Here is a 12,174-nt window from a genome sequence, read left to right on the forward strand (position 1 = left end):
TAGGGCCATTGCCGCGGGCGGCGTTCCAGCCGCTCGAGCTCCAGCCGCGCCGGCACCGGCTCCTGGGCGACGGCGTCGTAGCGGGCGTGCAGCATCTCCGCCATGGCACGCCAGGATTGCACGCGTTCGGCCTCTTCAGGATGGGCGGTAAGCCAGGCCTCGACGTCGGCGCGGCGCTCGGCCGGCAGCTCGCCGTCGACATAGGCGTGCAGTTCGTCCTCGGTGATCGGAATGTTGCGGTCCTTCATATCGGTCGTCTCTGGCTCTGCCGCCCAAAATGTTCTTCGTCGCTCAACGTCGCTCGCTCCATCGGTATGCGGGCGGACCATACGCGATGCATCAACCCTGCCATCATTTCACCCGCCTAAGCGTCGCGCGCTCGCCTTCCAGCGACGCCTTGACGTGGGCGCGGGCGCGAGCCAGGCGCGACATCACGGTGCCGATCGGCACGCCCTGGATGTCAGCAACCTCGCGGTAGCTCATGCCCTCCAGCATGACCAGAAGCAGCACCGAACGTTGCTCCTCGACGAGCGTGGCCAGTGCCCTCTCGATGTCGCGCCCTTCGGCTTCGGTGCCGCTGGCATCCGGGTTGTTCTCCGTCAGCTGCATGAATTGCGGCCGCCTCGCCAGCGAGCGCCGTCGATTTTTGTTGAGGTTGGTCAGGATCGTGTAGAGCCAGCTCCTGACGTCGCCTCCGAGAAACAATCGCTCTGAGCGCAGCGCCCGCACCAGCGTGTCCTGCACCAGATCATCGGCCGCGTCCGCGTCGCGCGTGAGCGCGCGGGCGTAGCGGCGCAACGCCGGGATCATGGCTTCCACACTCTGGCGAAACGCACTCATTGCGGTCTTGACGTCCTGGTGTCCGGCGCAAACGCCTCAACGATCATAACACCCGAACGGAACGGCTATTCCGGCGCTCGAAACAGCGTTAACGCCGCGTATTAGGGCTGTACCGCAGGGGAGCGCTGGTGTACCTCCAGACCTCAGCAAGAGTTCGACGGGACGTTCAAAATGGCGCAGAATTCAGGTCTGATGCAAGGAAAGCGCGGGGTGATCCTCGGCCTTGCCAACAACCGCTCGATCGCCTGGGGCATCGCCAAGGCATGCCACGCCGCCGGCGCCGAGCTCGCCTTCACCTATCAGGGCGATGCACTGAAGAAGCGAGTCGAACCGCTCGCCGCCGAGATCGGCGGGCTCGTGCTCGGCCATTGCGATGTCACCGATGCCGCGACCATCGATGCCGCCTTCGCGGTGCTGCAGGAGAAGTGGGGCAAGATCGACTTCCTGGTGCACGCGATCGCCTACGGCGAGCAGCTCGAGGGACGCTACGTCGACACCACGCCGGAGAATTTCTCCAAGTCGATGCTGATCTCCTGCTATTCGTTCACGGCGGTGGCGCAGCGCGCCGAGAAGCTGATGACGGATGGCGGCTCGCTCATCACGCTCAGCTATTACGGCGCCGAGAAGTGGATGCCGCATTACAACGTGATGGGCGTGGCCAAGGCGGCGCTGGAGGCCAGCGTGCGCTACCTTGCTGCCGATCTCGGCGAGAAGAACATCCGCGTCAACGCGATCTCGGCAGGTCCCATCAAGACGCTCGCCGCCTCTGGCATCGGTGACTTCCGCTATATCCTGAAGTGGAACGAGACCAACGCGCCGATGCGGCGCAACGTGTCGACCGAGGACGTCGGCGGCAGCGCGCTGTATTTCCTCTCCGACCTCTCGCGCGGCGTCACCGGCGAGGTGCATCACGTCGATTCCGGCTATCACGTGCTCGGCATGAAGCGGCCCGATGCGCCGGATATCTCCTTCGGCGGGAAGGACTAGCCCTAGATCTGGAATGCCCGTGCGCACGATCTATTATCTTCGCCACGGCGAGACCGAGTGGAATGCGCTCGGGAGGCTTCAGGGCACCAAGGACGTTCCGCTGAATGCGCGCGGGCGCGCTCAGGCCGTACAGGCCGGCGGCATTCTCGCCGACCTGTTTAAGCGCGACGGTCGCGACAAGGCGGCCTTGCCTTACGTGTCGAGCCCGCTCGGCCGTGCACGTCAGACCATGGAACTCGCACGCGGCAAGCTCGAACTGCCGCCTGCGGAATATGCGCTCGATGATCGGCTGCGCGAGATCGGCTACGGCACTTGGGAAGGGCTGACGCTGGCCGAGAGCGAAGCCACTGATCCCGAAATTTACGCCAGGCGCCTTGCCGACAAATGGACGGTCGGCCCCGCGGGCGGGGAGACCTACGCCGATGTCCAGGTCCGCGTGCGCGCCTGGTACGACCAACTCCGGACCGACACCGTCGCAGTCGCCCATGGTGGGACCTGCCGGGCGCTGATGGTTTCGCTCGGTTTGGAGACACCGGCCAGCGCCGCCGAGCTCTATATCCAGCAGGGCGCGGTCTACGTGTTCCGCGACGGCCGGCTGGAGAAGTTCAGTTAATCCCACCCTCCGTTATTCCGGGGCGCCCGAAGGGCGAACCCGGAATCTGGAGATTCCGGGTCTGGTCCTTCGGACCATCCCGGAATGACGGCAACAGGGTTGAACACCGTGCCCCTCGGGGCTACGAACGTTGACATACAGCATAAGCGTTGACTGTCAGCACAAGGCGACAATCCGGCGATGTCCTTCAACACCTTCGGCCACATGTTCCGCGTCACCACCTTCGGCGAGAGCCATGGGGTGGCAATCGGCTGCGTGGTCGATGGCTGTCCGCCCATGATCCCGCTCACCGAGGCTGATATCCAGGGCGATCTCGATCGCCGCCGGCCGGGCCAATCGCGCTTCACCACCCAGCGCCAGGAGCCGGACCAGGTCAAGATCCTCTCCGGGGTGATGGCGCACCCGGAGACCGGCGTGCAGGTGACGACGGGCACGCCGATCGGGCTCCTGATCGAGAACACCGACCAGCGCTCCAAGGACTATTCCGAGATCAAGGACAAGTTTCGTCCGGGGCACGCCGACTTCACCTATGAGGCCAAATACGGCCTGCGCGATTATCGCGGCGGCGGCCGCTCCTCGGCGCGCGAGACCGCGACCCGCGTTGCCGCCGGTGCCATCGCGCGAAAGGTACTGCCCGACGTCAGGGTGCGGGGCGCACTGGTGCAAATGGGGCCGCACAAGATCGACCGCGACAAATGGGACTGGGACGAGGTTGCCAAGAATCCGTTCTTCTGCCCGGACAAGGACAGGGCCGCGTTCTTCGAAACCTATCTCGACGGCATCCGCAAGAGCGGCTCCTCGATCGGCGCGGTGATCGAGATCGTCGCGGAGGGTGTGCCGGCGGGCCTTGGCGCGCCGATCTACGCTAAGCTCGATTCTGATCTGGCGTCGGCAATGATGACCATCAACGCGGTCAAGGGCGTCGAGATCGGCGCCGGCTTTGGCGCGGCCGAGCTTACCGGCGAGGAGAACGCGGACGAGATGCGCACCGGCAATGACGGCACGCGCTTCCTGTCCAACCATGCCGGCGGCGTGCTGGGCGGCATCTCCACGGGACAGCCGGTGGTGGTGCGTTTCGCGGTGAAGCCGACCTCATCGATCCTGCAGCCCCGTCTCACCGTCGATCGCCAGGGCGCGGACACCGAAATCTTCACGAAAGGCCGCCACGACCCCTGCGTCGGCATCCGCGCTGTCCCTGTCGGCGAGGCCATGATGGCCTGCGTGCTGGCCGATCACTTCCTGCGCGATCGAGGGCAGGTGGGGCGCTGACTTCTTCACCCCTCCCGACGGGGGAGAGGTGAACTTCCAGGCGCCACACTAGCCGACCGTGCAGCTTGACGATCCCACAACTTCGCCCGCAAATGCGGACATGAACAGCTCCGACCTTCAGCGCGTCTCCAACTGGCTCATCGATGGCGCATGGTCGTCGGCAGAGCCGGTCGAGATGATCGCGGATTTCTGCGAACATCTGGTCGCAGCCGGCCTGCCGCTGCACCGATTCGGCATTTTCATCCGCACGCTCCACCCCGAAATATTCGGCCGCAACTTCATTTGGCGGCAGGGCGGAGAGGTCGAAATCGGCGCCGTCGAGTTCGACGTGCTAGACTCGCCGGAGTTCGCCCAGAGCCCGCTTCGAATCGTCTTCGAGCAGGGGCTGGAGGTCAGAGGGCGCGTCGACGATCCCGGCAGCAAGCGATTCCCGATCATCAACGACATGCGCGCCGAAGGCGTGACCGACTATGTCGCGATGCCGCTGCGGTTCCTCGACGGCTCCGTGAACGCGACGAGCTGGATGACGCGGCAGCCCGGCGGCTTCAGCGACGACGACATCGCGGCGATCCGGACCATCATTGCCCCGCTCGCGCGCGTCAGCGAGATCGTCAGCCTGCGTCGCACCGCCGAGATGCTGCTCGACACCTATGTCGGCAATCGGGCCGGCGCCCGCATCCTCGGCGGCCAGATCCGCCGCGGCCACAACGACACCATGCAGGCCGCGATCTGGCTCTCGGACCTGCGCGGTTTCACCGCGCTGTCGGACCGGCTGCCGGCCGAGACGGTGGTCCAGATCCTCAATCACTATTTCGACTGCCAGGTGACCGCGATCCGGGATCATGGTGGCGAGGTGCTGAAGTTCATGGGCGATGGCCTGCTCGCGGTATTCCCGATCGACGAATATGTCGGCGATGCCGCCCATGTCTGCGCGGGTGTGCTGGAGGCGGCGCGCGAATCCCGCGCCAGCGTCGAGGCGCTCGCCATTCCGGTCGGGCAGGCCGTCGAGCGCTTCCGCTTCGGCGTCGCGTTGCACGTCGGCAATATCCTCTATGGCAATATCGGCGGCGGCAACCGACTCGACTTCACCTGCATCGGCCCGGCCGTCAATCTCGCGGCCCGGCTCGAGAAGATCACGGGACGCCTGGGACGGACCGTTGTGGCCTCGGAAGGCTTTGCCAATGTCTGCCGCCACGACTGGCACGAGCTCGGAGAATTTCCGATCGCAGGATTTTCCAAGGCGCAGCGCGTGTACGGGCTTGCGGAAGAAACGCACGCGCTCGCTGGCTGAGCCTTACTCCTCCGGCTCCGTCGTGAACAGCAGCGGATAGCCCTTGGCGCGGCCCGCGTCGGTGGCGCGCGTGGCCTTGGTCTCGGCGACGTCCTTGGTGAATACGGCGACGACGCAGGCGCCCAGCTTGTGGGCGGTGATCATCACCTTGTAGGCCTGATCCTCGGTCATGCGGAATTCGGCCTTGAGGATCATGGTGACGAATTCCCGCGGCGTGTAGTCGTCGTTGATCAGGATGACCTTGTGCAGCTTCGGCCGCTCGACCTTGGTTTTCGTCCGCGTCTTCGGCTTGGTGACAGTGTCGTTCATTCCGCCTCCTGGACACGGCGGGCTGGGGTTGCTGCCGCGGCAATCAGCTCGCGGTCTTCGCACCATATTGCAGGACCTGCAGCTTCTCCAAGGTGATCAGCCCGCTCGACATCATGCCATCCAGGATGGGCAGGAATGCGTTGATGCTATCCTCGCTGTCGACGATCTCGATCAAGAGCGGCAGGTCCTCCGACAGCCGCAGGATCTTCGAGGTGTGCAGCCGGCTCGACTTGCCGAACCCCATCGGTCCGCGCAGCACGGTGGCGCCGGCGAGGTGCCGCTCGCGCGCCGTCATCACGATCGCTTCATAGAGCGGCTTGCCGTCGAAATGGTCGCTCTCGCCGATGAAGATCCGGAGCGCAACTGCCTGATTGGGAATTTGCATGGTCAGCTCCTTGTCAAGCGGTTGAAGCGGCTCGCCATCATATGGCCGATCCACACCGACACCAGCCAGCAGATCACGGATGCGGCGATGTAGGCGAGCGCGGTGTATTTCATGCCGTCGTGGAACAGGCGGAAGGTCTCGAGGCTGAAGGTCGAAAAGGTGGTGTAGCCGCCGCAGAACCCGGTCATGACGAACTGCCGGTGCTCGGGCCGCGCCAGCATGCGGCCGTCGGGGCCGGTCAGCGCCGCGTAGAAGCCGATGATCAGCGATCCCGTGGCGTTGATGAACAGCGTCGCGACGGGAAAGCCCGGTCCGGTGTCGAGCGCGAGCCCGACCAGATAACGCGACAGACCACCGACGATGCTGCCCGCCGCAACCCAGGCATAAAGCATCGCAGTGCGCCAGCGCTCGGCGGAAGGGGAGTTCATCTACCTCTAGCCTCCCACGCTGTCCGCAAGGAGGAAGCCGCAACTGACGGCGGCCAAGCACAGTCCGACCGAGAACAGGATATTGCCAAGCGCATGCATCGGCTCGCCGCTACGCGCGAGAGTCAGCGTTTGCAGGCTGAACGAGGACACTGTGGTGTAGCAGCCGAGAAAGCCGGTCACTGCGAACAGCCATGGATTGGGCGTGGCGAAGGCGGAACCGGGATGGCTCGCCAGCGCGCCGAAAATGCCGATCAGGAAGGCGCCGGTGACGTTGATGGTCATGGTGCCCCATGGAAAGGTTTCGCCCAGCCGCCGCGCGATCGCACCGGAGACGAAATAACGGGCGCAGCCGCCGAGCACGCTGCCGACCATGATTGCGAACACTCCGCTCAGCACGGTGAAAGACCTCCCATCTCATTTTTCCTCCGCTGCCAGACCGTTGCCGACGGCCAATAGTCCCACGAGCGAGACCAGTGCGAAGCCGAGCCCCGCAAGGAACGTTCCGGCCGGACCATAGGCGTCCCACAGCGCGCCGGCGATCACGCTCGCGGCCAGCAAGGCAAGGCCTGTGAACAGGTTGAAATAGCCGAACGCGGTGCCCCGCAGGCTCGGCGGCGCGGCGTCTGCGACGAGCGCCGAGAGCAGGCCCTGCGTCAGTCCCATGTGCAGCCCCCACAGCGCGACGCCGAGTGCGAGGCCGCCAAGGCTCGGCAGCAGCGCCAGCGCCAGATCGGCACCAGCGAGGAAGACGAGGCCGAGCGCGAGCAGGCCAGTCCTGTTGATCCGGTCCGAGAGCACGCCGGCCGGGTAGGCCGACAAGGCGTAGACGACGTTCATCAGCACCAGCACGGCCGGCACCCACATCGCGTTGAGCCCGATGTTTTGTGCGCGCAGGATCAGAAAGGCCTCGCTGAAGCGCGCCAGCGTGAAGACGACGCCGACGGCCACAACGCGCCAATAGATTGCTCCGAGCTGCCGCATTGCGGCGAGATTGAGCGGATTCTTTGCAGGCTCGCGGCTCGGCTCCGGCTCCGGCTCGCTCACCGCGAACGCGATCAAGCCAAAGGACAAGAAGGCCGGCAGCACCGCCACCCAGAATACGATCGTAAAATTGTCCGCCGTCCACCACATCAGGGCGATCGCCATGAGCGGCCCGATGAAGGCGCCGATGGTGTCGAGCGATTGCCGCAGGCCAAAGCTCGCCCCACGCAGGCCGACCGGGGCGATATCGGCGATCAGCGCATCGCGCGGCGCGCCGCGAATGCCCTTGCCAACGCGGTCGATGAAGCGCGCCGCCACCAGCCATCCGACACTGGGCGCGAGTGGGAACAGCGGTTTTGTCACCGCGGCAAGTCCGTAGCCGAGCGCTGCGAGCAGCTTGCGGCGGCCGAGCCAGTCGGACAATGCGCCGGAAAAGATCTTGGTGATCGAGGCCGTCGCCTCCGCAATGCCCTCGATGAAGCCGACGGTGAGCGTCGAAGCGCCGAGCACGGTGACGAGATAGATCGGCAGCAGCGCATGGATCATCTCCGAGGAGATGTCCATCAGCATCGAGACGAAGCCGAGCACCCAGATTCCCCTGGGCAGCCCCGCACGCTCGGCATTCGGTGTCGTCGTCGTCACGCCTTCGCCTTCGTCACCAGACAACAAAAAACCCGCCATTGGCGGGTTTGTCCACGCTCCCGCCGAAGGCAGAGGCTCAAAGATTGCCCCTCCTCAAGCAGGAGTCATCAGCCCACACGGTCATCGACCGCCGGGCGGTTATCGGGGGACTCCATCCCCATCTGTACGGCCAACCTAGCACGGAAATCGCTTCGGACAAGTGGGCGGGGCGCTCTGTCCCGCGGTTCGTCGTCCGGCTTCGCGCACCATGAGCCCGATGATGCGAGCGACCGGGCGTGTCCAGCGGCGCGAGCGTGGCAACACGGCGGCAGCTTTGCGCAAGGCGTGCAGATTCCCGGCTCGCAATCCTTCACTCGCAGATCCTTCACTCGCAGATCCTTAACTTGCAGATCCTTAACTTGAATGTGAAGCACAAGCGATCTTCGCGCTTTCCGGCAAGGCGATTGCATGTCACCATCGCGTCATACGACGGGAGGCTGCGATGCGCTTGCTGTTCTCGATCGGGGCTGTGTTGGTTGCCGGCATGTTTGCCGGAGGGGACGTCGCGGGCGTCGCGGCACCAGGGCCAAAATTCGAACCGTCCAAACATCAGCCGCAGCGGCTTGCGGGCGACAGAGACGCGCAGACGGTCGACGTCGAGCTGATCCTCGCGGTTGACGTGTCCTACTCCATGGATATGGATGAGCTCGCGATCCAGCGCGAGGGCTATGCGCAGGCGATCCAGTCGAAGGAGTTCCTCCAGGCTCTGAAGCTCGGTCCGAACGGCCGGATCGCCGTGACCTATTTCGAGTGGGCTGCCTCGAGCGACCAGAAGATCATCATTCCCTGGCGGCTGGTCGATGGCCCGGAGACGGCGGATGCGGTCGCCGCCGAGATCATGAAGACGCCGATCCGGCGCGCCTCGCGCACCTCGATCTCCGGCGCGATCACTTTCGCGATGCCGCTGTTTGACGAGGATCCCTATCGGGGCTTGCGGCGCGTGATCGACATTTCCGGCGACGGCCCCAACAACAATGGCGGCCCGGTCACGGTGGCGCGCGACGCCGCGCTGGAGAAGGGCGTCGTCATCAACGGCCTGCCGATCATGGTCAAGGAGCCATCCTATTCGACCATGGATATCGACAATCTCGATTTCTACTACGAAGACTGCGTCATCGGCGGTCCCGGCTCTTTCGTCATCACGATCAAGGATCGCGACAAGTTCAAGGAAGCGATCCGCACCAAGCTGCTGATGGAGGTCGCCGGCCGCACGCCGGAGCGCCCCACGATGCGCGTTGCGGACAAGGAGCCGCGCGTCAATTGCCTGATCGGCGAGAAGATCTGGTCGGACCGCTGGGGCCGCTGATAGCGCACCTCCGTTGGGACCTTTCGCCTCATCTCGTCCGGCGGTTGAATTTAACCGCTCGTTAACCGGCACATGGCCCTAATCAGGTTGTTTCAGTTCGTTTCCGACCGCTGTCTGACTTTGCTGTCGGGCGCGCGAACGAGAGCGGGTTCATCGAACCCGTCCACCGAGCAATCCAATGGCCGTCGTCACCTCGAGCACCAGCCAGATCTCGCCCGCCAACGAGCGGGTGTTTCACCAGAGCAGGCTGGTCGGTGAATGGAAGGGCAATTGGGTCGGCAACAACCAGCCCGTCAGCTTCAAGGTCGTCAACATCCGCGGTGCCCGGGCGCAGGTCGAGTACACCCATAATGGGCAGACCGAGCGGGGTTTTGCCGAGGTCAGCGGCGCGCTGATCACCTTCGGCGGGGTCACGGTCGGCACCAAGGACGGCAAGAACATGGTGCTGCTGTTCTCGGCGGGCGGCGCTGGCAAGCAGACCGCCAATCTCGAGAAGCAGGCGCCGCCGCCTTCCGACAGCCGCCTCATGGGAAGCTGGGGCGGATACTCCAGCGACAACGGCAAGAGCGCGAGCTTCAAGGTGCTCTCGGTCAACGGCAAGGAAGCCCAGGTCAGCGTCACCACTGACGGCGTCACCCGCCAGGGCACCGGCACCGTCTACAAGAACGTCATCATGTTCGGGCAGGCGCAGATCGCGACCGATGACGGACAGAACGGCAAGGTCATCTACCAGGTCGGCACGAAATCCTTCATGGTGCCGGTGACGAAATATCCACCGGCCGATACGTCGTCTACTCTCGACCGAACCGCTTGAGCGCTGCCGCCCTTACCATTTCGGCGGCCGCTTCTCCACGAACGCCCGCAAGCCCTCCTGCGCCTCATCCGACGTCGCGACGTTGCAGAAATCGTCCACGGCGCTTGCGATGCTGCGTCGATAGTCGAGATCGATCTGGCGCATGAAGGCGGCGCGGCCCATCCGCAGCACTGCGGCCGATTTGGCGGAGAATTGCGCCGCGAGCTTCAGCACCTCCGCCTCGAGTTCGGCATCACCGACGACGCGGTTGACCACGCCGAGTTCGCGCGCCTCGGCGGCGCTGAAGACCCGGCCGGTGAACAGCAGCTCGAAGGCACGATGGCGTCCGACGATGCGCGGCAGATGCGCGTAGTGGATCGCCGGGATGACGCCGACGTCGATCTCGGGATAGCCGAACGTCGCGCTCTCCGCTGCCAGCACGACGTCGCAGGACACCGCCATGGTCATGCCGCCGCCCCGCGCCGCACCACCGACCGCGGCGATTGACGGCTTTCCCAGCCCGTACTGAGCATCGTAGAGGTCGATATAGAGCGCCTGGAGGAATTCGCGGATCTCGGCGCCGGGCTTGCCGAGCAGGATGTCGAGATCGAGGCCCGCCGAAAAGCGGTTGGGTATCGCACTCGCCAGCACGACCACGCGGGCATCCGGATCGTCGGCCGCGCGGCGGAACGCCGCGACCACCGCGCGGATCACCTCGAGGCTCAGCGCATTGACGGGCGGGCGGCGCAGCGTGATGCGGGCGATGTTGTCGACACGTTCGTATACGACAGGATTGTCGGATGTCACCGCATTCTCCATACTTTCAAACTGCCGCCCCTCTCGGCAGCGGATCAATCAACAGCGGCGGACTCGTGCCGCCTTGTCCGACCGGCAGCTTATGTTGCCGCGCAACCTGTGCAAGTCCTCGGGCCTGCAAGCCGGAACTGAAGCAATAACCGAAGCCGGCTCTGCTGGCATTTGCGACATCCGGAGAGTATGATTTGCAGGAATTTTGACGGTAGCCTGCGAGATCTTTGACGGTAGCCTGGAATGTCGAGCTTCGCTTCTTCACGCGTCCTTGCAACTCTATTCGCCGTACTTTGCCTGATCGGAGCGCCGGTTCATGCGCAGGTCGCGCCGCTGAGGTATTGGATTCCGGGCGGGCCTTTCGGCCTCAGCGGCGGTGCCGGCCAGAGCTCCGATACCTACGGCAACTTCACCAGCTTCAATGCCAGCGATGCCGATTGGCGCACCAGCTCGGCGAATGGTTTCTTCGTCGGAAGCCAACGCGCCAATGTGGGTTTGAGCGGCTTCAGCCAGGCGGGATCGGCCGGCAATTTCAGCGCGCTCTCCTATGACAGCACGGCGTTCGGTTACAACACCAAAACCGCGGGCGGCATGCCGGTCACGTTCTTTGCCGGCTTCGACACGCTGAAATACAACGGCGGTATCGGCAGCTCGCTCGCGCCGCTCACCTCCAGCGCCGCGCCCGGCTATGGCGCGTTTGCGGGGGTCGAATTCAAGCCGACTTCCAATCTCAGCCTGTCGTTCGGCGCCGGTTTTATCCAGCAGCAATCGGGACGCATGGACAGCGACATCAACTCGCCGATGCTGCCCGGCGAGTCGCCGGCCTTGGGCGGCCTGCGGCGCTGACTACCGCGTAAACCGCGCCACCAGCTCCACATGCGGCGTGTGGCGGAACTGGTCGACAGGCACCACCGCCTCCAATCGATAGCCGCCGTCGATCAGCAGTCGCGCGTCGCGAGCAAATGTCGCGACGTTGCAGGACACCGCGATCACCACCGGCACTTTGCTCGCGGCGAGCTTCAACGCCTGCGCCTGCGCGCCCTGGCGCGGCGGGTCAAACACCACGGCATCGAAATCGCGCAGCTCGGGCGGCACCAGGGGGCGGCGAAACAGATCGCGCGGCTCGCACTTGATCGGCTTCAGGCCCGGCGTGCGCGCCGCTTTCGCGAGGGCCGCAATCGCACCGGCGTCGTTGTCATAGGCGGTGACGCGGGACTTCTCTGCGAGCCGCAGAGCGAACGGGCCCACACCGCAGAAAAGGTCGAGAACCTCCTTGGCCTTGCCGATGCGTTCCGCGACGAGCGCGGCGAGCGTCTCTTCGCCTGCGACGGTTGCCTGCAGGAACGAGCCGGGCGGCAGCGTCACCTCGGCGCGGCCCATCTTCACCGTTGGCGGCAAGCGTTGCAGCACCAGCTCGCCATGCCGCGTCAGCCGCGCCAGGCGGTGCAGTTCGGCGACGCGCGAGAGTGCCGTGACGAGCGCCG

The 12,174-nt window shown here is 64.9% G+C and carries 16 protein-coding genes and 1 riboswitch; of the genes, 7 read left to right on the top strand and 9 right to left on the bottom strand.

Annotation, left to right across the window (positions count from 1 at the left end; genetic code table 11):
* Both MOV74_RS17360 and MOV74_RS17365 read right to left on the bottom strand, forming a co-directional pair.
* Window positions 1–248, bottom strand: a 248-nt coding sequence (locus MOV74_RS17360) for an anti-sigma factor (RefSeq protein WP_246924778.1), incomplete at its 3' end; no start/stop codon positions are given.
* Window positions 249–351: 103 nt separating this feature from the next.
* Complete coding sequence (locus tag MOV74_RS17365) at window positions 352–840, bottom strand: RNA polymerase sigma factor (protein WP_246924781.1); 489 nt, start codon at window positions 838–840, stop codon at window positions 352–354.
* A 171-nt stretch (window positions 841–1,011) separates the two neighbouring features.
* On the opposite strand from MOV74_RS17365, the gene fabI reads away from it, so the two are divergent.
* The 4 genes from fabI to MOV74_RS17385 all read left to right on the top strand — a co-directional run bounded on the left by fabI (window position 1,012) and on the right by MOV74_RS17385 (window position 5,000).
* The gene (fabI, locus tag MOV74_RS17370; RefSeq protein ID WP_246924785.1) at window positions 1,012–1,827 is read left to right on the top strand and encodes an enoyl-ACP reductase FabI; all 816 of its coding nucleotides are present in this window, start codon (window positions 1,012–1,014) and stop codon (window positions 1,825–1,827) included.
* Between the two features lie 13 nt (window positions 1,828–1,840).
* Complete coding sequence (locus MOV74_RS17375; RefSeq protein WP_246924788.1) at window positions 1,841–2,440, top strand: histidine phosphatase family protein; 600 nt, start codon at window positions 1,841–1,843, stop codon at window positions 2,438–2,440.
* Between the two features lie 180 nt (window positions 2,441–2,620).
* A complete protein-coding gene (gene aroC / locus MOV74_RS17380) occupies window positions 2,621–3,709 on the top strand; it encodes a chorismate synthase (RefSeq protein WP_246924791.1) in 1,089 nt (362 codons plus the stop codon).
* Window positions 3,710–3,809: 100 nt separating this feature from the next.
* Window positions 3,810–5,000: an adenylate/guanylate cyclase domain-containing protein gene (locus MOV74_RS17385; protein ID WP_246924793.1), complete on the top strand. Its 1,191-nt coding sequence runs from the start codon at window positions 3,810–3,812 to the stop codon at window positions 4,998–5,000.
* Window positions 5,001–5,003: 3 nt separating this feature from the next.
* Here the strand turns inward: MOV74_RS17385 and clpS are convergent, their stop codons facing one another.
* Genes clpS through MOV74_RS17410 form a run of 5 tightly spaced genes read right to left on the bottom strand, consistent with a single transcriptional unit; the run spans window position 5,004 to window position 7,784 of the window.
* Window positions 5,004–5,309, bottom strand: a complete 306-nt coding sequence (clpS, locus tag MOV74_RS17390; RefSeq protein ID WP_212080890.1) for an ATP-dependent Clp protease adapter ClpS — start codon at window positions 5,307–5,309, stop codon at window positions 5,004–5,006.
* 43 nt (window positions 5,310–5,352) lie between these two features.
* Window positions 5,353–5,694 carry a DUF190 domain-containing protein gene (locus tag MOV74_RS17395; protein ID WP_246924795.1) on the bottom strand — a complete coding sequence of 114 codons (342 nt, stop codon included), beginning with the start codon at window positions 5,692–5,694 and terminating at the stop codon, window positions 5,353–5,355.
* Window positions 5,695–5,696: 2 nt separating this feature from the next.
* A complete protein-coding gene (gene crcB / locus MOV74_RS17400; protein WP_246924799.1) occupies window positions 5,697–6,122 on the bottom strand; it encodes a fluoride efflux transporter CrcB in 426 nt (141 codons plus the stop codon).
* A gap of 6 nt (window positions 6,123–6,128) precedes the next feature.
* A complete protein-coding gene (gene crcB / locus MOV74_RS17405) occupies window positions 6,129–6,518 on the bottom strand; it encodes a fluoride efflux transporter CrcB (RefSeq protein ID WP_246924801.1) in 390 nt (129 codons plus the stop codon).
* Between the two features lie 18 nt (window positions 6,519–6,536).
* Complete coding sequence (locus MOV74_RS17410) at window positions 6,537–7,784, bottom strand: MFS transporter (RefSeq protein ID WP_246924803.1); 1,248 nt, start codon at window positions 7,782–7,784, stop codon at window positions 6,537–6,539.
* Between the two features lie 52 nt (window positions 7,785–7,836).
* A riboswitch (Fluoride riboswitch) is annotated at window positions 7,837–7,913 on the bottom strand.
* 313 nt (window positions 7,914–8,226) lie between these two features.
* Here MOV74_RS17410 and MOV74_RS17415 point away from each other — a divergent pair.
* Together MOV74_RS17415 and MOV74_RS17420 are read left to right on the top strand one after the other, a co-directional pair.
* Window positions 8,227–9,090: a DUF1194 domain-containing protein gene (locus tag MOV74_RS17415; RefSeq protein ID WP_246924807.1), complete on the top strand. Its 864-nt coding sequence runs from the start codon at window positions 8,227–8,229 to the stop codon at window positions 9,088–9,090.
* A gap of 178 nt (window positions 9,091–9,268) precedes the next feature.
* Window positions 9,269–9,904 (top strand): hypothetical protein, encoded by a 636-nt coding sequence (locus MOV74_RS17420; RefSeq protein ID WP_246924811.1) that lies wholly within the window; start codon window positions 9,269–9,271, stop codon window positions 9,902–9,904.
* 12 nt (window positions 9,905–9,916) lie between these two features.
* Here the strand turns inward: MOV74_RS17420 and MOV74_RS17425 are convergent, their stop codons facing one another.
* Window positions 9,917–10,690 (bottom strand): enoyl-CoA hydratase/isomerase family protein, encoded by a 774-nt coding sequence (locus tag MOV74_RS17425; protein ID WP_246924815.1) that lies wholly within the window; start codon window positions 10,688–10,690, stop codon window positions 9,917–9,919.
* 243 nt (window positions 10,691–10,933) lie between these two features.
* Between MOV74_RS17425 and MOV74_RS17430 the strand changes: the two genes are divergently transcribed.
* Window positions 10,934–11,536: a hypothetical protein gene (locus MOV74_RS17430; RefSeq protein WP_246924818.1), complete on the top strand. Its 603-nt coding sequence runs from the start codon at window positions 10,934–10,936 to the stop codon at window positions 11,534–11,536.
* Here the strand turns inward: MOV74_RS17430 and MOV74_RS17435 are convergent.
* Window positions 11,537–12,174, bottom strand: a 638-nt coding sequence (locus MOV74_RS17435; RefSeq protein ID WP_246924821.1) for a methyltransferase, incomplete at its 5' end; no start/stop codon positions are given.

This window comes from Bradyrhizobium sp. SHOUNA76 (genome assembly GCF_023006445.1).
Taxonomy (GTDB): Bacteria; Pseudomonadota; Alphaproteobacteria; order Rhizobiales; family Xanthobacteraceae; genus Bradyrhizobium.